The organism is Bacillus sp. FSL K6-3459 (assembly GCF_038003305.1).
Classification (GTDB): Bacteria; Bacillota; Bacilli; order Bacillales; family Bacillaceae; genus Bacillus; species Bacillus pumilus_O.
The window spans coordinates 1806885-1827720 of record NZ_JBBOOW010000001.1 but is presented as its reverse complement, the minus strand read 5'-3'; the positions used below and the strand labels follow the sequence as shown (position 1 = coordinate 1827720).

At 41.5% G+C, this 20836-nt stretch carries 19 protein-coding genes; 15 read left to right on the top strand and 4 right to left on the bottom strand.

Translation table 11 applies throughout. The features are described from left to right. Positions 1 to 27 precede the first annotated feature (27 nt). Both MHI35_RS09100 and MHI35_RS09095 read right to left on the bottom strand, forming a co-directional pair. Positions 28 to 1848, bottom strand: a complete 1821-nt coding sequence (locus MHI35_RS09100) for an assimilatory sulfite reductase (NADPH) flavoprotein subunit (protein WP_211063960.1) — start codon at positions 1846 to 1848, stop codon at positions 28 to 30. A gap of 211 nt (positions 1849 to 2059) precedes the next feature. Then, complete coding sequence (locus tag MHI35_RS09095) at positions 2060 to 3487, bottom strand: aldehyde dehydrogenase family protein (protein ID WP_144523380.1); 1428 nt, start codon at positions 3485 to 3487, stop codon at positions 2060 to 2062. A gap of 211 nt (positions 3488 to 3698) precedes the next feature. Here MHI35_RS09095 and MHI35_RS09090 point away from each other — a divergent pair, with 211 nt between their 5' ends. From MHI35_RS09090 to MHI35_RS09080, 3 genes are read left to right on the top strand one after another with little or no spacing between them, the layout of a single operon-like run. Continuing rightward, positions 3699 to 4124, top strand: coding sequence for a DMT family transporter (locus tag MHI35_RS09090; protein ID WP_012010174.1), 426 nt, complete (start codon positions 3699 to 3701; stop codon positions 4122 to 4124). Between the two features lie 13 nt (positions 4125 to 4137). Then, entirely contained in the window at positions 4138 to 4818 is a 681-nt protein-coding gene (locus MHI35_RS09085) for a Crp/Fnr family transcriptional regulator (protein ID WP_144523382.1), read from the top strand. Between the two features lie 21 nt (positions 4819 to 4839). Further along, complete coding sequence (locus MHI35_RS09080; protein ID WP_144523383.1) at positions 4840 to 5325, top strand: DMT family transporter; 486 nt, start codon at positions 4840 to 4842, stop codon at positions 5323 to 5325. A 10-nt stretch (positions 5326 to 5335) separates the two neighbouring features. On the opposite strand, the gene MHI35_RS09075 is transcribed toward MHI35_RS09080, so the two are convergent. Continuing rightward, the gene (locus MHI35_RS09075; RefSeq protein ID WP_211064023.1) at positions 5336 to 6742 is read right to left on the bottom strand and encodes a phospholipase D-like domain-containing protein; all 1407 of its coding nucleotides are present in this window, start codon (positions 6740 to 6742) and stop codon (positions 5336 to 5338) included. 159 nt (positions 6743 to 6901) lie between these two features. Here MHI35_RS09075 and MHI35_RS09070 point away from each other — a divergent pair, with 159 nt between their 5' ends. The 5 genes from MHI35_RS09070 (at position 6902) to MHI35_RS09050 (ending at position 11497) form a co-directional block, all read left to right on the top strand. Then, the gene (locus tag MHI35_RS09070; RefSeq protein ID WP_012010170.1) at positions 6902 to 7678 is read left to right on the top strand and encodes a MurR/RpiR family transcriptional regulator; all 777 of its coding nucleotides are present in this window, start codon (positions 6902 to 6904) and stop codon (positions 7676 to 7678) included. Between the two features lie 130 nt (positions 7679 to 7808). Then, positions 7809 to 8723 carry a 1-phosphofructokinase gene (pfkB, locus tag MHI35_RS09065; RefSeq protein ID WP_211063961.1) on the top strand — a complete coding sequence of 305 codons (915 nt, stop codon included), beginning with the start codon at positions 7809 to 7811 and terminating at the stop codon, positions 8721 to 8723. A 12-nt stretch (positions 8724 to 8735) separates the two neighbouring features. Then, positions 8736 to 10151, top strand: coding sequence for a PTS fructose transporter subunit IIC (locus tag MHI35_RS09060; RefSeq protein WP_144523385.1), 1416 nt, complete (start codon positions 8736 to 8738; stop codon positions 10149 to 10151). A 15-nt stretch (positions 10152 to 10166) separates the two neighbouring features. Beyond that, complete coding sequence (locus MHI35_RS09055; RefSeq protein ID WP_012010167.1) at positions 10167 to 10625, top strand: PTS sugar transporter subunit IIA; 459 nt, start codon at positions 10167 to 10169, stop codon at positions 10623 to 10625. A 2-nt stretch (positions 10626 to 10627) separates the two neighbouring features. Beyond that, on the top strand, positions 10628 to 11497 hold the full coding sequence (locus MHI35_RS09050; protein ID WP_144471058.1) for a class II fructose-bisphosphate aldolase: 870 nt from the start codon (positions 10628 to 10630) through the stop codon (positions 11495 to 11497). Positions 11498 to 11535: 38 nt separating this feature from the next. Here the strand turns inward: MHI35_RS09050 and MHI35_RS09045 are convergent, their stop codons facing one another. Further along, positions 11536 to 13056, bottom strand: a complete 1521-nt coding sequence (locus MHI35_RS09045; protein ID WP_211063962.1) for an MDR family MFS transporter — start codon at positions 13054 to 13056, stop codon at positions 11536 to 11538. Positions 13057 to 13225: 169 nt separating this feature from the next. Between MHI35_RS09045 and MHI35_RS09040 the strand changes: the two genes are divergently transcribed. The 7 genes from MHI35_RS09040 to alsE all read left to right on the top strand — a co-directional run bounded on the left by MHI35_RS09040 (position 13226) and on the right by alsE (position 20725). Further along, the gene (locus tag MHI35_RS09040; protein WP_249407436.1) at positions 13226 to 13645 is read left to right on the top strand and encodes a MarR family winged helix-turn-helix transcriptional regulator; all 420 of its coding nucleotides are present in this window, start codon (positions 13226 to 13228) and stop codon (positions 13643 to 13645) included. Positions 13646 to 13857: 212 nt separating this feature from the next. After that, complete coding sequence (locus tag MHI35_RS09035) at positions 13858 to 15546, top strand: ribonuclease YeeF family protein (protein WP_249407429.1); 1689 nt, start codon at positions 13858 to 13860, stop codon at positions 15544 to 15546. Positions 15547 to 15551: 5 nt separating this feature from the next. Beyond that, entirely contained in the window at positions 15552 to 15833 is a 282-nt protein-coding gene (locus MHI35_RS09030) for a hypothetical protein (RefSeq protein WP_144522604.1), read from the top strand. A gap of 538 nt (positions 15834 to 16371) precedes the next feature. Beyond that, positions 16372 to 18444 (top strand): BglG family transcription antiterminator, encoded by a 2073-nt coding sequence (locus tag MHI35_RS09025; protein WP_335349395.1) that lies wholly within the window; start codon positions 16372 to 16374, stop codon positions 18442 to 18444. A gap of 15 nt (positions 18445 to 18459) precedes the next feature. Further along, positions 18460 to 18726 (top strand): PTS sugar transporter subunit IIB, encoded by a 267-nt coding sequence (locus tag MHI35_RS09020; RefSeq protein WP_144522606.1) that lies wholly within the window; start codon positions 18460 to 18462, stop codon positions 18724 to 18726. Between the two features lie 26 nt (positions 18727 to 18752). After that, positions 18753 to 20015 carry a PTS ascorbate transporter subunit IIC gene (locus MHI35_RS09015; RefSeq protein ID WP_335349388.1) on the top strand — a complete coding sequence of 421 codons (1263 nt, stop codon included), beginning with the start codon at positions 18753 to 18755 and terminating at the stop codon, positions 20013 to 20015. 17 nt (positions 20016 to 20032) lie between these two features. After that, positions 20033 to 20725: a D-allulose 6-phosphate 3-epimerase gene (gene alsE / locus MHI35_RS09010; protein ID WP_340991848.1), complete on the top strand. Its 693-nt coding sequence runs from the start codon at positions 20033 to 20035 to the stop codon at positions 20723 to 20725. The last annotated feature ends 111 nt before the right edge of the window (positions 20726 to 20836 follow it).

Sequence of the window (20836 nt, the reverse complement as noted above, 5' to 3'; positions counted from 1 at the left end):
GCTCCTTTCTTTCAAGCATTAAGTCCATTAATATACGTCGCGCTGATAGCGTTTTTGCTGCTGCAAGTTGGCTAGATAGCTTTCTGCTTTTTCTTTGCTCATCGCACCTTCTTCTTGAATGATCGATAGAAGAGTATGATGAACATCATGCGCCATATGCTTTTCATCTCCGCAAACATATACAGAGGCACCTTGCTCTAGCCATTCGAATAATTCTTTACTTTGCTTCTTCATTTGATGCTGAACATATACTTTTTCCTCTGAATCTCTTGAAAAAGCCACATCCATTTTCGTTAAGACGCCATCTTTTAACCACTTTTGCCATTCGGTTTGATATAAGAAGTCCGTCACAAAGTGCTGATCACCGAAGAATAACCACGACTTTCCGCTTGCACCGATTTCTTCTCGTTCCTGCATAAACGAACGGAAAGGGGCAATGCCTGTGCCTGGTCCCACCATAATGATCGGTGTATCAGGGTTTTCAGGAAGCTTAAAGTTTTGATTGTGCTGAATATAAACAGGCAGTGTATCACCTGGTTCTAAGCGCTCTGCACATAAAATGGAGCAGACACCTTGACGTTCTCTCCCGTGCGCATCATATCTCACAGCACCGATCGTCAAGTGAACTTCTTCTTCATTCGCTTTCAGACTGCTTGCAATCGAATAAAGGCGGGCAGGGATTTTTCTTAAAATCGCAGTGAAGTCTGCGGCTGTTCCTTCAAAAGGACCGAAATCCCGCGCAGCATCGACTAAATCTCTTCCTGCTATATACGCTTTTAACTTTTCTTCATTTCCTTCTTTTAAAAGGGAATGGAGGGCTTCATTTTTCGTCAAGTCCGCCAACTTTTGAAGAAGGGGTTTTGTTAATACTGTAATCTCAAAATGTGAGGTAAGTGCTTCTTTTAAAGGCAAAGTGTCACCGTTTTTATGAACGGTTACGGCTTCGTCTGCATTCCATCCGCATGTCGTGATCAGTTCATCAACAAGCGTAGGGTCATTTGTTGGATAAATTCCAAGACTGTCACCCGGTTCATAAACAAGTCCTGACCCTTCAAGTGAAAGCTCCAAATGACGGGTTTCTTTGTTAGAGCCACGACCATTTAGGTTGATATTTTCAAGCACTTCCGCATAAAAAGGATTCGTTCTTGAGTATTCAGAGATTGTTGTTTCGCTGTTTGCTGCCGCTGTTTCTTGCGTGAATGCTGCGGCTTCACCTACGCTAAGTGACGACGCTACCCCTTGAAGCCATTCAGAAAACGGCTCATCATAATCAAGGTCACAATCCACTCGATCTGTCAGGCGCGTTCCGCCAAGTTCTTTGAAGCGCTCATCAAATTCTTTTCCAGTCTGACAGAAGAATTCGTAGGAGCTGTCGCCAAGCGATAGAACAGAAAAGCTTAAATGATCGAGCTTTGGCGCACGTCTACCATGGACATATTCATGGAAAGAAAGAGCATTGTCAGGCGGATCTCCCTCGCCATGTGTGCTGACGATCATCAGTAAATTGTGTATTTTTTTCAGATTATTCGGTTTAAAATCTGACATAGAAGAGAGCGTCACTTGAAAACCTTTCTCCTCAAGATGCTGTGCTGCCCTTTTCGCTAATCCTTCAGAATTACCTGTTTGTGAGCCAAAAAGGACGGTCACATCTTTACTGACAGGCTGCGCAGGTGCTGCGGCAGAAGGAGAAGGGGCTTGAGTAGCTGTTTCTGATCCGGCTAGAGCTGCTTGTGCTGATAAATAACCGGTAAGCCAAATTTTTTGTTGATCTGTTAAAGTCGGAAGCAGCTGATTGAGCAAGTCTGCCTGCTGCTGACTAAAAGGACTGTTCAATACATGAAGTTGCAACGATATCCACCTCACAAGGAATATAAACATAGATTAATTCGATAGGAATTATATATATAGGTTCAATTTGAACTTTACCGAAAGTTTGCCATTAAGTAAAATATATAATGTTGATTGTCATGATTAAGATTTCTAATGACAAACATATGCGAATAGGGGAGAAGGCATAAAAAAAGGAAAACAATCATCCGTTTTCCTTTGATCTACCTGTTTACGCCGTTGGAAGTCCCATCACAGCTTTCACTTCTAAATATTCCTCGATACCGAAGTCTCCCCATTCTCTTCCGATACCTGATTGCTTAAAGCCGCCAAATGGGGCAAAGTAATCTGTTTCGGCATTGTTAATGGTGATTTGGCCAGCGCGAATATGTTCAGCGACATATTTTAATGTTTTTTCATCTTTTCCCACAACATACCCCGCAAGACCATACACTGTATCATTGGCGATCTCAAGGGCATGATCAAGATTGTGATACGCGATGACACTCATGACTGGGCCAAAGATTTCTTCTTGTGCAATGGTCATGTCATTTTTCACATTGGTGAAAATGGTATGCTTGGCGAAATATCCTTTATCGATTCCGTCTGGCTTTCCAGTTCCCCCAGCAAGAAGGGTTGCACCTTCTTCGATTCCTTTTTCAATATAAGATTGCACGGTATCCCACTGCTTTTTAGAAACAAGCGGGCCTGTAGCATGATCTTCTCTCGGATCACCAACTGTAAACTTCGGTAGGGCGTTCAGTAGCGCTTTTTCAAACTGATCTTTCATTGATTCTGGAATCAGCACACGTGTAGCTGCAGAACACACTTGACCTGTATTCATCGCAATATGCTGAATGGCAGTTTCAGCTGCCACATCCACATCTGCATCATCTAAGACGATAAGAGGGGATTTCCCGCCAAGCTCAAGAGCGACTTTCTTCACATTGTCCGCTGCGTTTTCCATAATTTTAGAGCCAACAGCACCTGATCCAGTAAATGAAACAAAGTCAATATCAGGATGTGAGCTAATGCCGTCTCCAATCACGTCTCCCGTTCCGTTTACTAAGTTGAAGACGCCTTTCGGTACACCAGCTTCATCAATAATTTCTGCAAGAATCATTGCAGCAAACGGTGTAATTTCCGCTGGCTTTAAGACAACTGTTGAGCCTGCCGCAATGGCACCTGCGATTTTAAGGGATGTCTGGTTCGTCGGGAAGTTCCACGGTGTAATCAACCCACTGACGCCAATCGCTTCTTTTATAATGGTATGTCCGCCGCGATCCTCGGTAAATGTATATGATTTAAGTGCTTCCGCCGCTTTAGAAAAATGTTCATAGCCCATTTTATAATGAACTTCTTCTGATACTTTTAGCGGTGCACCGAGCTCTTGTGTCATCACTTCTACAAGTTCATCTTTGCGTTTTTCATAGCCGCGCACAATGTTTTCCAGCATTTTTACTCGTTCATTTCGAGATGTTTTTGAGAAAGAAGGGAAGGCGGCACGAGCTGCTTTCACTGCCTTATCTAAATCCTCTTTTGTTCCTAAACTAATCGTGCCAATAACCTCTTCTGTTGCAGGGTTGATGACCTCTGTCGTTTCGTTTCCAGTTGATGCAACCCATTCTCCGTTAATAAAATGTTTCTCTTGATTTCTCATTCTGACATGTCTCCTTTTTGTATGTGATTCATTCAATATTCTGTTTTCAGCTGATATAAAACTGTACCCACTGTGAAAAATCTAAAACGAACAAACTGCAAAAGAAAAAGTTTTTGATATAATACCCAAAGTGGGACATATGTCCTTTTCAACCGGCGGGCATGTATCATTTAATGGTAATAGACTGAAAAAAGAAGGAGCTTTTGAACGAATGAAAGGTGTTATTTTCGCTTTATTAGGAGGCGCTTGTATTACACTACAAGGCGTAGCCAACGCAAGAATCAGCCAGGATATCGGCACATGGCAGGCAGCCACCATCACGCAGCTAACCGGCTTTATCATCTCGCTCGTCATTTTACTCATCGTACGAGACGGACACTTCAGGGAATATCGAAAGGTGCAGCCACTTTATTTAATAGGCGGCGCATTTGCAGCGATTATTATTTTTAATGAAGTCACTGCGATTCAAATCATCGGTGTGACACTCACTATCGCAGCGTTATTGATTGCACAGCTTGCTTTTACCTTTGCAATCGATGCAAAAGGATGGTTTGGTGTACAGAAGAAGAAAATGAAATGGCCTCATTATGCTGGAATTTTATTGATGGTTACAGGGGTGATCATTTTAAAACTATAAAGGAGGGCATCAGATGGAGGAGCTTCATGATGAATCTCTTTTTGCCTCTTATATGAAGGCACATCAATTAGAAAGTGTCTTTCATCAAAAGCTCATATCACACGTAAGTTTGTGGCGCTATGAGCAAGGGGAACTCGTTTGTTCAAAAGGGGATAAGAGGGAGTACCTGCACTTGTTAGTGAAAGGAAAATTAAAGATTTTCACAACAACAAAAGAAGGGAAAACCTTTATCCTTAGCTTTAAACATCCCCTTGAAGCGATTGGAGATATTGAATACGTTCAGCAGACTGACATGGTCAATACAGTCGAAGCGGTCACAGAAGTACATATGTTAAGGGTTTCTCATCAAGCGCTCATGCGCCATGCGAAGGATGACGCGCGCGTGTTAACCTTTCTGCTAAAAGGGATCACAAACAAATTTTATACAAAATCAAACGATTTGAGTTTCCATCTGTTATATCCTGTGGAGGTCAGGCTTGCAAGCTACTTATTATCTGTTGTCACAGATGATCACAGCGCAAGCGCTCTTCGTCTCACAGATGCGGCAAGCTTAATCGGTACAAGCTACCGTCATATTAACCGAGTCATTCAGCAATTCTGTGAAAAAGGATTGATAGAAAGGCAGAGAGGAAAGATTACGATTTCTGATCGTAAAGGGCTCCTAGAAATAGCAGAGCACAACATTTATGAATAGAAGAAATGAAGGGATTTATATATGATCATAGGAATAGTATTAGCCATCACGGCTGGCGCACTCGTCAGCTTACAAACCATTTTTAATAGTAAGGTCAACGAGCAGACAGGCTCTTGGTCAACTACAACCCTCGTTCTTGGCATGGGCTTTATCGCTTCACTCCTGATGGGTCTCTTACTAGAGGGAACTGGCATGTTTCGTTTAAGACATATGGAGACTTGGTACTGGATCAGTGGGGCCATTGGGGTAGGTGTGGTCATTTGTCTTGTTCAGGGTATTAAACGTTTAGGACCGACTTATGGCATCTCGATTGTCCTCACGTCACAGCTTGGCTGCGCGCTTTTGTTTGATTCGCTTGGCTGGCTTGGCTTAGAAAAAGTAGAATTTTCTTTGACAAAACTTTTAGGTGTTATGGTGATTGTGGCTGGCATCTTGGTGTTTAAATTGACCAAATTGGAGTCTGCAGAAACAGATCAATCGCAAGAAAAAGGGCTGCCACAAGAGTAGCTGCCCTACTTTATATCAATCGCCGCCATAAAACCGTTATCGCGGATAATCCATTTAACAGGAGCCTTTTCATCAAAGGCTTTTTTTTCTGTCCATAAGCGTTCGTCTGGTAGACAGTTCGATCTTTAGCAACGAGATAACTATAGGCAATTTTTCGTTCAATTGCTTGTGTAAGTGATAACGCAAACGGGGCACTGTCAATGACCAAAATTGACTCAGTATTTAAAAAACTAGACCTGGCATCTAAGTTATATGTCCCAATAATACTCAAATAATCATCAATCACCATTGATTTCGCATGAATGGAATAGGGACCTTCGTATTCATACAAATGAATGCCTGTTTTTATCAATTCCTTTTTGGTACTTAAATATCCGGCAAAGGCTAATGGATTTGGCGTCGCCGTAAGAGAATTCGTCACCACTGTCGTCTGGATCTTACTAGGTAAGGGGGTGAGTCCGGCTTTCATTGGGCGTGTTGGAATGACATAGGGTGTCTGTATGAGCACAGAACGCTTTGCCCGGTGCGCAAGATCGTTCAGTTTTTTCAGCACAAGTGGCCGCTTATTAAAGCGTTCCACAGGATTTGTAAAAAAAGCAATCTGTTTCACAGAAGTGGTATCTGCTGCCCAATTAAAGGAGGACATCACAAAAGGTTCTTTCGTGCGCACGGCTTCTTGGTATGATCTGAGCAACTGTTTTCTTAGCTTTAACCCTTTTTTCGCTTTTGCCTTGGAAAACACGTCTTTTGTTCTTTTCGTAAAATCATGATTCCATAAATAAACGAAATATTGCTCTATTTCATCTAACACTTTTCCCTTTTTCGCGTTATAGAGCAGCACATCACGGTCAAAAGCAAAGTCTTTCGGCGGCTGATCTGCAAAGTATTTATCACCAATATTTCTTCCGCCCATCACAGCCATTCGGCCATCTGCTAGTATCAGTTTATCGTGTAACCGATTATGCCACGTCCATGGCTTGAACAAACGAAAGGGCTCATAAAAACGAATCGCCATATTAGGGTGATTTGCTACCGCATAGCGCAAATGCTTTAGCGGCCCGCGCAAACTGTGACAGATGCCATCTAACATCAGCTGCACTTTCACACCTCGATCAGCTGCTTCAATTAAAGCACCTAGTATCCATTCAGCTGTTTTTCCCTTTTGAATGGAGTAGTAACTGAGTCGGATGATCTTCTTTGCCTCACGTATCATTTGGATCCTCACCTGACCAGATTCAAACCCGTCGTCAAGAAGCATCACTTGATTTGTCCCCTGATCGTCTCCTGAGATAGAAGAGGCTTTATAAATGCAATGTTCTTTGCATGTTTTTTGAACCGGTAAATAAAACAAAACAAATGCGGTCAAAAATACATAGACGACATAAAGAAAAATGAGATAAAACAAAAGATGAAGCATCATGATCAGCTCCTTTCACACAGACACAACTTTTCCTTAGTGTATGTCAAAATTCAAATTTCACTCATTTTGGCTTACTAACAAAATATATGACAAAAGAATCAGCTTGTTTTTATTGGGTAATTAATTATAGTATGAAATGAGTAAGGGGGAATCGAATTGAATGAACCACTATTTAACATTCCAAGCGAAGTGTATCAAACATTAAGTGAAACAGAACGTTATTTACTCCACTATATTCACCAGCATTTAGAGGATATCTCCACCTTATCCATCGTCACATTGAGTGAAAGGGCGAATGTGTCGACAGCCACAATTGTCAGACTGATGAAAAAAATCGGCTACAACGGCTATACATCCTTTAAATATCGATTGAAACAAGAAAAGAAAATGACGGATGCAAGCGATCAGCTCAAAAACATTGATGAAGACATTAAACTAGCGATTCGGAAAAATGAAGAAGAGGTTTTAAAAACGATCCAGCTGCAAAGTATTGGGCAAATTGAAGATGCCGTTCAAAAAATACATAATGCCGAGAAAATTTATATTTTCGGTAGAGGCTTCTCAGAAATGATTGCCAAAGAAATGACCATTAAATTACAGCTCATCGGAAAAACATGCGAAGTGCACGACGACCCAAATATTATTCGGCTGAAATCGAGAGACATCGATAAAAACGAACTTGCGATTTTTGTTTCATTAAATGGCGAAACAGCAGAGCTCGTTGAAGCGTGTCAAAATCTTAGCATGAAGCAAGTCACGACCATTACCGTCACAACAAGAATAGATTCTACATTAAGCAAAATATCAGATATGACTCTAGTCGGATATAAAGGCGAACAATCTTTCTTTCCAGATTATGAGGTCAGATCGCGCCTGTCTCTTCATGTCATCGCCCGCATTTTACTAGATGCCTACGTGATTCGAATGAAATAACCGATAAAAAAGCCTTCGAGACTTTGATCTGGAAGGCTTTTTATCATGAAAACCTTTACACAATCTGAAAACATTTTCACTCCAGCGTATGAGATACTTTCTTTAGAGAAAAGAAAGAAGGTGAAACCAATTGATATATACCTGCACCTTAAATCCTGCTATTGACCTATATATTGCATTGAAAGAAATGAAGGCAAATGCGGTCAACCGCACGGAAGATGAAGATTATCAGCCAAATGGCAAGGGAGTCAATGTCTCCATTATGCTAAAGAAATATGGATTCACCAGCACTGCATTAGGATTTATTGCTGGATTTTCAGGCTCTTATATTGAACAATCCTTAAAGGACCTTTCCATTCAAACCGATTTTATCTCAGTTGAAGGAATTACACGCATTAATGTTTTTATTAATACGACAGAAGAATACAAGCTCGTAAACCAAGGACCTGCGATTGAAGAAAAAGCACTTCACGCCTTTCGTGAAAAAATAGCGGCCATCCCGCAGGGGGATATACTCATCATGTCAGGCAGCCTGCCAAAGGGCGTACCAGCCAGCATTTTTTCAGAAGTAGCAGCTATTTGTCATCAGAACAACGTCAAGTTTATTTTAGACACAAGCTCCTCGGCAGTTCTTGAGACACTTCAATACAAGCCGTATTTATTAAAACCGAATGAAGAAGAAATTGCTGCTTTTTTTGGCAAAACACATCCTTTGTCAGAAAAAGAACTCATTCAATCAGGAGAAAAGCTTATTGAGATGGGTGCAGAGCAAGTGCTGATTTCCCGCGGGGGAGAAGGGGCTTTGTTCATTACGAAAGACGCCGTCTTAAAAGGAAACGCGCCAACAGGCACTGTGGTAAACACAGCTTGCTCTGGAGATGCAATGCTCGCAGCCTTTCTTAGTAAACAGCTTGAAGGTCATACACCTGACGAATGCTTACGTTACGGCATTGCAACAGGCGCATCTACTGCATTTTCTAAAGGCTTAAGTGATTTACATGACATTCATTCATTAATTGATCAAGTACACATTGACAAGATATAAGGGGGAATAGACATGAGCCGCAAAAAAATTGTCGCTGCAACTGGCTGTCCAACAGGCATTGCACACACGTTTATGGCAGCTGAGGCATTAAAAATAGCTGCTGAGCAACTAGGGGTCGACATCAAAGTTGAAACGCACGGTCAAGTAGGAATTGAAAACGCTTTAACTGATCAAGACATTCTGGAGGCAGACGGGGTCATTGTCGCAGCTGACAAAGATGTGAATACAGATCGTTTTCACGGCAAACCACTGATTGAAGTGCCTGTAGCGAAGGGAATCCGCACGCCAAATGAATTGATCCAAGGCATTATCAATGGAGAAGCGCCCGTTCATCAAGTGAAAGGAAGAGCTTCTGGAACAGAAAAAACATCTGCACCTTCACCATCTCAACAAAAGTCGTCGAATAAGTGGATACACACCATCTACAAACATTTAATGAACGGTGTATCACACATGCTTCCATTTGTTGTTGGGGGCGGGGTCTTAATTGCTTTATCTTTTCTATTCGGTATTTACTCAGCTGATCCTCAGCATGAAACGTATCATCCGTTTGCTGCCTACTTGAAAAACATTGGCGGACTCGGCTTTAGCTTAATGGTGCCTATTTTAGCAGCATTTATCGCTGATTCAATCGCCAAACGCCCAGGGATGGTGGTCGGATTTATCGGCGGCTTGCTTGCAAACGATGGAGGCGCTGGATTCTTAGGTGGTATTATCGCAGGTTTTGCAGCAGGATATATCATCGTACTCCTTCAATTCCTGCTTCAAAAATTACCTGCTTCACTTGATGGATTAAAATCAATCTTCATCTATCCTGTCATTGGTATTTTCTTAATTGGGGCTGTGATGACACCTCTATTAGTTCCAATCACAGGCTTAAATAATTCATTAATGGATTTTCTTTCAGCAGTTCAATCCACGAATCCGCTGCTCTTAGGTTTAATTGTTGGAGCGATGTGTGGATTTGATATGGGAGGACCTTTTAACAAAGCAGCTTATGTCACAGGAACGGCTTTACTTGCAGAAGGTAACCTTTACTTCATGGCAGGTGTGTCAGCAGCATGTATCACACCGCCGCTTATCATTGCGATTGCCACAACGATTTTCCGAAAACATTTCACACCGCAAGAACGAAATGCAGGGGCGATCAACTATATTCTAGGAGCGACACATATAACAGAAGGGGCCATCCCATTTGCGGCCAAAAACCCGGTTGTTGTTCTGCCAATTATCATGTTTGGTTCCGCTATCTCTGCTATATTGACGTATCTCTTTGGCGTACAGGTTCCAGCTCCGCATGGCGGATTCCTTGTCCTTCCAGTCGTCACAGGCGCATTCCAGTGGGTCCTATCCATATTGATCGGATCACTTGTAGGTGCCATTCTATACGGACTTTATCGTAAAAAAATAGACAAACCCACAGTTTAATAGGGAGGAAGAGAAATGATGGAACATATTTATATGAATCTTCATGAAACCGCGTCATCACAGGCTGGCGTTTTCGCAGCCATTGCTGACATTGCTTACAAAGCAGGTATTTGTACATCACCAGAGGATGTTAAAAAAGGCTTAGCTGAAAGAGAAGCACTAAGCACAACTGGATTTCAAGATGGATTTGCGATTCCGCATACACAAACAGACGCCATCACAAAACCAGCACTCGTGATCGTACGCACGGAAACAGGTATTGAATGGGACGCTTTTGATGGGAAGCCTTGCTTTTTCTTCTTATCCTTACTGATCCCCAAAAGTGAAGCAGGGACCACTCATCTAAAGGCTCTTTCTGCCCTTTCTCGAGGATTAATGGATGAAGCGAAACGACAAAAGCTGCTAGAAACAAGAACAAATGAAGACATGCTGACTGTTTTAGAAACAGATATTTTAACGAGAGAGGATGTTTGATCATGCCTTTACTATCAACAACACCAATGCTTGAGACTGCGAAAAAAGAAAAATACGGAATCGTTGCATTCAACGTACATTCCTTTGACAGTATTTATTGGGTGCTCGAAACGGCCGCAGAATTAAAATCGCCTGTCATATTGCAAACAACGGTTGGAACCGTTCAATCTCTTGGAGCAAAAGCGATTGCAGATACAGTCAAGGCTGCGGCTGATCAATATCAAATTCCAATCGGTCTGCACCTCGATCACTGTACGGACTTTGATGTGATTCTCACCTGTATTCGAGCGGGATATACATCTGTGATGATCGATGCATCGATGCATTCATATGAAGAAAATGTTCGCCGCACAAAAGAAGTGGTGGACCTCGCATTAAAAGTAGGGGTGAATGTTGAAGCAGAATTAGGCAAGGTAGGCGGTGTCGAAGATGATATCGTTGTCGATGAAAAAGATGCTGAAAAAGCCGTTCCATCAGAATGCCGTCAATTTGTAGAAGAAACTGGTGTACCAACTTTAGCGCCTGCAATTGGTACGGCACACGGCATTTATAAAGGGGTACCGGATATTGACTTTGACCGTATTGAACAAATTGCATCGCTTGTCGATGTTCCCCTTGTGCTGCACGGCGGTTCTGCTGTTCCGGATGAAGACGTCAAACGATGTGTGGCTCTTGGTATGGCAAAGGTCAATGTCTCAACTGAATTAAAAAATGCGTACTCTGAAGCCATCCGTGACCATTTCTCAAATGAGCCCGAAAGCTTAGATCCACGGATGTATTTACAAAAAGCAAAACAAGCAGCAAAAGATATGGTGACATCGAAAATACGTATCGTTGGCAGTGAGGGCAAAGCCCATCCTCTCTATCAGTGAAACAAAAAAGCAGAGCGCTTAAGCTCTGCTTTTTCACATTATTCGTTTTCTTTCATTTCATTCGATGTGCGTACCCGTGCATTCCCCATAAACAGGACCGTAATCGCTGCAAGGACAATTGGGAATAACGCAATCAAAAATACGTACGTAATACTTTGTGACATCGCATCGATGACTTTATTTAAAATATCAGACGGAATTTGTGAACGGGCACCTTCTTGGAAAATGGCTTGTGGATCGCCTATTTGAGAAGAGGCTCCTTTCATTCCGCTAAAGGCATCTGCTAAGCGATTCGATAGGACATTGGTTTGAATCGTCCCAAAAATCGTGACACCAAGTGTCATCCCAAGTGATCTCATAAATGAATTGGTCGAGTTTGCACTGCCTCGGTAACGAGGGGCAAGATCATTCATTGAAGCTGACGGCAGAAGGGAGAAGCTGAAGCCGACACCAAAGCCTGATATCATCATAAAGATTGTGAGCCAAAGTCTAGCTGTATCAGGTGACATATTGGCAAGCAGCAGCATTCCCGCGAAAAATGAGATAACAGAGATCGCCATAAGACGTCTGAAAGGCACTTTCGTCTGCATCGTTCCACCAATCATACTGCCAATGACAGACCCAATCATCATCGGCGTTAAAATGAATCCTGCACTTGTCGCAGATTCTCCGTACACCGCCTGAACGAAAATAGGAATGAAGACGGCAAGAATAATAAATGTTCCGCCATATAAGAACGCCAAAATTTGAGATGTCGCAAATAAACGATTTTTAAACATCCAAAATGAAATAATCGGTTCCTCCGCTTTACGCTCAACAATAAAGAAGATGGTACCGAACACAACAAACACAGCAAAAAGTGTGAGGATTTGCACTGAATCCCACGCATAAGATTTACCGCCAAGCTCAAGAGCGAACATCAAGCTCACAACCGCCACAACAAGTGTGATAGCACCTGACCAGTCAATTTTTTGCTTGCGGTGTTCCAGCGATTCCTGGTAGTATCTAGCAATCAAGAACACACTAACAATACCGATTGGTACGTTAATATAGAAAACCCAGTGCCAACCGATCGAATCTGTGATAATAGCTCCTAAAAGTGGTCCTAGTACACTCGATAAACCAAACACTGCACCAAACATACCGGACATTTTTCCGCGCTTTTCAGGCGGGAAGATATCAAAGATGATTGTAAACGCGATTGGAAGAAGGGCACCGCCTCCAAGCCCTTGAATGGCTCGGTAAATAATGAGTTGATCCATCGTTTGTGCGATACCGCACAGCGCAGATCCAATTAAAAAGAAAATAAGTCCAAACAGAAAAAAACGCTTTCGACCATACATATCAGAAAGCTTTCCGTAAATCGGCATTCCAGCCATTACCGCCACCATATAAGAAGCCGTCACCCAAGCAAATTTATCAAAACTGCCCAAATCTGCTACGATGCTTCCCATCGCTGTTGCAACAATGGTATTATCCATCGCTGCCATGAAAATTCCTAACAGCAAACCGATGACAACAAAGCGAGTGGATGCCTTACCATTATCCACATGATTCATTTCATTTACCCCCTGCTTACGTTCTCTTCTTATTTTTGCTATGATCAACTTAAATATAAAGGAAGAAAACATTTATCTTGATGATCAAGATAATTTATTTTAAAGGGAGGAGAACAAGTTGTCAATAAAGAACGACGCAGAAGACAAAGCAAACCTGATCATCCATACAATGAGACGCCTCGCCACACGAACGGTTTTATTCCACCAAGCGGCCGCACAATCGCTTGGCCTTTTCCCAACAGACCTGAAATCAGCCGATTTGTTAAACGAACTCGGCCCTCTCACAGCAGGAGAATTAAGTGAAAAAACAGGTCTTAGCTCAGGTGCGGTCACAGCTCTTATTGACCGCCTTGAAAAAGCGGGATACGCCAAAAGAGAAAAGGACCCAAAAGACAAACGAAGAGTCATCATCGTTCCATTAACGGCAGGGAAATCACAAGTAAAAGAACTCTTTCAATCTTTATCGGCTTCGACTAAACAGCTCACAAACGAATACAAACGAGAAGAATTAGACTTAATCATTCAATTTATTACCGAAGCGGCAGATATTATGGACCAAGAGCTGCAATTGCTTAAGTCTAAGTTTTAAGAGAGCACAATGTTAAAGGTGTGCTTTTCTTTGAAAAATAAAATGGCGAGGATTTGATTCTGATCATTTACATATTAAGTACTGTTTTTGTATCTGTATCTATATTCCTATTTAATGACAAACTTTGTGTTGGTAAAATTGACCTTGTCAATGATAGGAAGGAGTGAATTCTTCTGGGCAAGATACTTGATGCAAAAGCACTAACAAGTGCCTTGGACGCAAGGGCAAAACACTACCAAGAACTCCGTGAACAAATGGTCGATTTAAAAAAGGCATTACAAGGTGTTGCCAACCTCGGTGATGACTTCACTGGGAAAGGTGCCGATAACATTAAAAGCTTCTACAAAGAGCTCGCTGGAAATGTAGACATGTTTATCAACTTCATCGATAAGCAAAAAGCCTTTCATGAGGGTGTTTCTGGGACACTAGATGATACAAACTTTGGCGGCGACACCTTTGTAGAAGAACACTTTTTAGACAACGCTGTACATATGGGCATCAAAAATGCCAAAAGCATTGTGAAGGATCAAAAAAAGGCGCTTAAAACCATTTTCCAAGACATCGACGACCTCATTTCTCTAGAAGTATTTGATAGTCAAACCTTTGATGAAAAAATTGCAGATGCGGAAGATGAACGAAAAAAGACGGTCAAAGACCTAAGAGAGCTTGATCAAAATTTAAAAGATGAATATGCTTTGTCAGAAACGGAGCAGCAAGCTACAATGGCATTGTACTCAGAAATGATGAATGCCACAAATGACGGAAAAGCGATTTCTCCAATGAATTTTGACAAGAAAGCGTATCAAAATAGTGAAATTTACAAGGCAAAAAGCGATATTGAGAGGCAAACTTCTGAATATCTGAAAATCAAGAAAGAACAAGAAGAAGCCCGAAAGATTGCGAAGGAACAAGAAGCGCTCGCCAACCGCCCTTGGTATGAAAAAGCCCTCGATTATGGTGGAAACATCGTGAATGAACTGACCGGCGTGAACGATGCAAAACGTGCCGCAACAGGCGTTGATCCAATCACAGGCGAGGAACTCACCGCAGGACAGCGAGTCGCGGCAGGCGGCATGGCAGCCGCAGGCTACATCCCAATCGTCGGCTGGGCAGGGCGCATTTTCAAAGGCGGAAAAGCTGTCTATAAAACCACTCAAGCCACATCAGCTGCAATCAGGGCAGTCGACATTTACAAGACATCACAAAAATCCTTTGACGCCTTAAAAACATCGCAAAAAGGCTTATATGGCCTCACCGCCACCAATGGCTTTAGCGAAGCGATTACGGGGCGTGATATGTTTGGAAATAAGATTTCGAAAGAACAGCAGGAATCGAGTATGAAAGCGGCGCTGGGAATGCTTTTGCCGTTTGGGGCGAAGGGGTTTCATGGGAAGATGGGGATTAAGGGTATAGATGATGCTTCTTTAACCAACAAAGGTAATTTATATAGGGGGGATAGTTTACTACACTCTCCAACTAGACCAAATGGAATTGGTAAACCTCATATATCAAGTTCAGGTGATTTAGTACCAGCTAGTAAAGAGGGTTTATATAAAGGACGAGAAGTGACTGTTACAGAGCATATACTTGGAGGTTATAGAAAAGGAGCTAAATCTAATAGCCCTTATACTAGTTTTACAAATAACAAAAATGTTATTGGAAATTATGGGGAAAATGCAATTGAACTAAATATATCAGCTTTAAGGAAAGATATACAGTCTGGAAAGCTAAAAAATGTTGTTATACTTTCTCCAAAACAAATTCAAAAGTTGATTGAAAGAGATATTGTTTCTTCTGATTTTTGGAAGAAAAGAGCGATTAATTGGACTAAAAGGGATAATGAGTATTTGATTAAAGGGGAAGTTCCAAGCCAATATATTAAGGTTTCACCTAAGGAGTGAGAATTGTGAAATTATACTTTCTAAACGAGTTTTTAGGAGATATACGCGATATTAATGTTGATGGTATGTGGGTTAATGGTGAGATTACTCCTTCAAATAATATTGACAAATTTAATGATTTTTTCGCAGCACTTGTTGATGAGGAAAATGATTTTGTAGAAACGAATTATAACGAAGAATGGTTAGATGATAACAATTGGTACATTATTGATGATGAAAATAAAAGAAGGGGGATATATATACCTGCAGTTTATCCTGATAGGGAAATTAGCTGGCGGTGGAGATGATATACAGAATTATAGATAATAAAAAAACCTTGATGGGCTATTGCCTTTCAAGGTTTTGGTGTTTATTGGACTCCTAACCGAGAAAAAACCGACAAAAAGGGGGATAAAAAGGGGACCTTTTTTCCTAAGTGGATCATCGTATGATAGAGACAAGCAAAACAAACGAAATATTTTTGTCCAGAAGGAAGAACCTGCGAACCCTTGATGATTTGATCCTGAATGCATATTAATCAGTGTTCGTTTTTTTACCGGAATTAAGTCCAGTATGCGTAAATCAAGAATGCCAAGATCATTGTGAAAGATCAAAAAGGTGCATTTGAAAATATTCCAGTATATTAATGACCTCACTACAAAAGTTTTCTTTACATAAAGGATTCTTTGGATACAAATCTCAAAGCACACTCAAGCGAGTGTGCTTTTTCTTATAACAAAAGAACACCCAAAAACCTGCACAGCACGTGCTGAAAACATTTGGGCTTCTTTCACGCATGTGAGTTGATTAGACTTATAACCAAAGAGAAGAAGGGAGGAATTCCAACTGCACTTAACCAAAAGAGGCACGACTTTACTATCAATGCTGATTCACACGACATCTTATTTATCAATTGAAGATTTACAGAATCGACTGAATGTCTCTACTCGAACCGTCTACTCTGAAATCAAACGCATGAATAGCTGGCTGGAAACGCATCAGCTTAGTGGCGTTCAGCGAAAAGATCAACTTGGCTACTACTTACACCCACATGAAAAAGAAGTCATTATTCAAAAAGCTGACACGATTCTTGTCGGTCACGATTACGAACCATGTGTAAAGGAAAGAAGAGCGATCCTGCTCTTATCCATTGCATGCAGTGAGAAATATCTAAAAATAGATGATTTGATGAAGCTCACCAAAGTGAGCAGAAATACATTGCTTGAAGATATGAAACAGCTAAAAGAAGCACTGTCAAAGCAGCAGCTCACGCTTCACTATCAGGCAGCCTGTGGCTATTTGATTTCAGGAGAAGAAAGAGCGATCCGATTGGCTCTGAAACCTTATATTCATTCAATTCGCACCATGATAAAAAACGAAAAAGCGTTTTCATCTTTTTGGTTAGAGGGGCCCATTTCATATAACAGGTTAAAACATCTCCTCGAGCAGTCAGAACAAGAGCTTAAGCTCGAGTTTGCAGATGACATGCTGGATCAGCTGTCTTTGGATCTTTTTTTCTACTTTAAACGGATAAAGCTAGGACGTGCTATACACCTTTCAAATGAAGAAAAGCGTACATTACAGGAAACTGATGAATGCTTGGCGGCGATTCGGTTTATGGCACGAATTCAAAAAGAAACGGGTCTTCAAGTTCATGATGATGAAATCTATTTTCTTAGCACGCTATGGCTCAGCGCCAAGAAACAAAAGCTTCCATCAAGTCAAAATCCAGAGGAGCATCTCATTCGCACCATTGCCAGACAAATGATTTTTGATTTTCAGCGGTATGCATGTATCTCCTTTCAAGATTACGAAGCCTTGGAGCAAAACTTAACCATGCATCTCATCCCTGCCTATTACAGACTCATCTATCACATTGATATCAACAATGAATTAACAGAATCTATTAAAAAAACACAGCCAGAGGTGTTTGACATCACTCAAAAGGTCGTATGCCATTTAGAAAAGGCGACCTGCTCCAAGATAAGTGAGCATGAAATGGCTTACGTAGCGATGCATTTTGGTGGTTGGATGAGAAGAGAAGGGATTTCGCCAATTGTGCGTCGTTCTGTATACATTGTTTGCGGGGAAGGAATTGGCACAAGTCACATGTTGAAAACACAGCTTATCGAATTAATCGGTTATATCGAAGTGCGTGATCTATTATCAAAGCGCTCATATGAAGAAATGTCATCAATTGATGTCGACTTTGTTGTGTCAACAACACCTATTTCGTTTAAAGGAAAGCCAGTTCATCTCGTTCATCCCATCCTTACTTCCTATGAGAAAAAAACCTTACTTCAATATGGAGAAGGTGCAGAAACCAGGTTTGATGAGAAAAATGTGAACGCTTTATTCAACATCATTCAACAGCATACCATCGTAAAAAATGAAGAAGCACTGCTTCGAGATCTGAAAGAGCTACTTCATCCCGCATATGTATCCCATCAGAAAGGGTGGAAACCAGTGTTAAATGATTTATTAACAGAAAACACGATTGATCTCCAGCAAACAGCAGAAACGTGGCAAGAAGCCATCACAAAAGCAGCGCAGCCTTTACTCGATCAAAACGCCATTCAGAAAAGTTATATAGAGGCCATGATTCAATCCGTTGATCAAAATGGGCCTTATATTGTCATTGCACCACAGGTAGCCATTCCACATGCCAGACCAGAGGACGGCGTCAACGAATTAAGCATGTCACTCATGACATTCGAACAACCTGTTTTTTTCTCTAAGGATGAAAAAAAACAGGTTCGTCTCATCATTGTGCTAGCAGCCATTGACAGTATCACTCACCTGAAAGCACTCAAACAACTGACCATGCTGTTAAGTGATGAAAAACGGAGGAAACAACTGGTTGAAGCAAAGGAATTAGAGACGGTGCAAAAACTAGTTGATCAATTTTCACAACGATAAAGGAGGAAAAAGAGAATGAAAAAAATTCTTGTTGTGTGCGGAAACGGATTAGGAAGCAGCTTTATTGTAGAAATGAATGTCAAGAAAGCATTAGAAGAGTTAGGGCTTGTAGCTGAAGTGGATCATACTGATCTCAGCACAAGTAAAAATGAACTGGCTGATCTATATATCGGAGCCACTGACATTATCGATCAGCTGGATGACGGTATAAGAAAGGTGGCTGGATTAAATAACTTGTTAGACCAGGAAGCCATTAAAGACGTCCTGCGCAAACACATATAAGCTACGAAAAAAGGGGGATTCACATCATGATAGAACTGATCATGAACGATATATTGGGTACACCGGCCATTCTCATTGGTTTGTTTGCGCTGGTCGGTTTACTTTTGCAGAAAAAATCAACCGCAGATACTGTGTCAGGCACCTTAAAAACAACCATGGGTTTTGTCATATTAGGAGCGGGTGCCACAGTCGTGTCTGATTCACTTGGAGTTTTCCGAAAAATGTTTGAAGCAGCATTTCACATTCAAGGGGTTGTGCCAAATACAGATGCCATGGCAGCCATTGCTCAAAAAGAATTCGGGACACAGACAGCTCTCATTATGATTTTTGGCATGCTGGTCAATTTGCTATTGGCAAAATTCACGCCCTTTAAATACGTTTTTTTAACAGGACACCATACCTTGTATATGGCTGCAATGCTCGCAGTCGTTCTCTCGACAGCTGGAATGGAGGGATCGGTTCTTGTCACCGCCGGTTCAATCATATTAGGGACTGCAATGGTCATTGCACCCGCTATTCTTCAACCATTCACAAGGAAAGTCACTGGAAGCGATGATCTAGCGCTTGGACACTTCAGTACCTTCGGTTATTTTACAGCGGGAATGATCGGAAAATGGATCGGTCGTCCAGAAAGATCAACAGAAACCATTCAAGTGCCTAAATCACTCGGTTTTCTACGAGATACATCTGTGGCCATTTCAATCACGATGGCTTTGCTCTTCTTTGCAATTGCACCGTTTGCTGGAATTTCTTTGATAGAACAAATGAGTGGTGGCACAAACTTCGCTGTCTTCATTCTCATTCAGGCGATTACCTTTGCTGCTGGTGTGTACATTATTTTAGCCGGGGTGCGGATGGCAATCGGTGAAATCGTACCTGCTTTCAAAGGGATTGCCGATCGTTTTGTGAAAGGGGCAAAACCGGCCCTTGACGCTCCAACCGTTTTTCCATTTGCTCCAAATGCAGTCATTATCGGTTTTTTATGCAGCTTTGCAGGCGGCATCGTATCCATTTTTCTATTACCATTATTTGGTTTAACTGTCATTGTTCCTGGTCTTGTCCCGCACTTTTTTTGCGGCGCTACAGCAGGAGTGTATGGCAATGCAACAGGAGGGGTGAGAGGTGCTATCGCTGGGGCATTTGTGAATGGGTTGCTCCTTTCCTTTTTACCTGCTTGTTTATTGCCTGTGTTAGGAACCCTTGGTTTTGAAGGGACAACGTTTGGAGATACAGACTTTGGTATCATCGGAATCTTGATTGGATTGATCAAGTTTGTATTTCAACTGTAAAAAGGAGGATTCTGAGAATGTCAGCCATTTTTTCACCGTCACTAATGTGCATGGATTTAACGCACTTCCGCGAACATATTCATATTCTCAACACAAGAGCAGATCGATATCATGTCGATGTCATGGATGCTCATTATGTGAAAAATATCACCTTATCACCCTATTTCATAGAACAGCTCCGAAAACTGACAGACAAACCAATTGATGTGCATCTTATGGCTGAATCCCCTCAAGAATTTTTAATCGATGCCTGCATTGATGCAGGCGCAAGCATGGTCTGCTTACACCCAGAGGTCGTGCAAAGAGACGTTTTTAGGATCATTCGGCATATCCATCAAAGAGACTGCGAGGTTGGCTTTGTCTTAAATCCCGCAACACCAATTGCAGTGTTAGATTCCTATCTACATTTAATAGACCGAGTGACGATCATGACGATTGATCCAGGCTTTGCTGGGCAGCCTTTTATTAAAGAAATGCTACAGAAAATTAAACAGGTGAAAGAGGTAAAAGAGAAGAAAGGATATTCATTTTCAATTGAAGTAGACGGCTCCTGTAATGAGAACACGTTCCGGCAGCTTGCTGAGGCTGGAAACGAGATCTATATTATCGGCAACTCAGGTTTATTCGGACTTCACCAGCAACTCGATACGGCTTGGGAGACAATGAAGCAATTGTTTTCAAAAGAAACAGCCTCAATTGAATCACATTAGTAAAAGAGGATGAAACAATCCTCTTTTTTTACGCAAATTTACTAAAACATCACTTCTAACCAAAATACACTCAAAAAACAAAGGGAAAAATCAAGAATTCACACTTGAAAG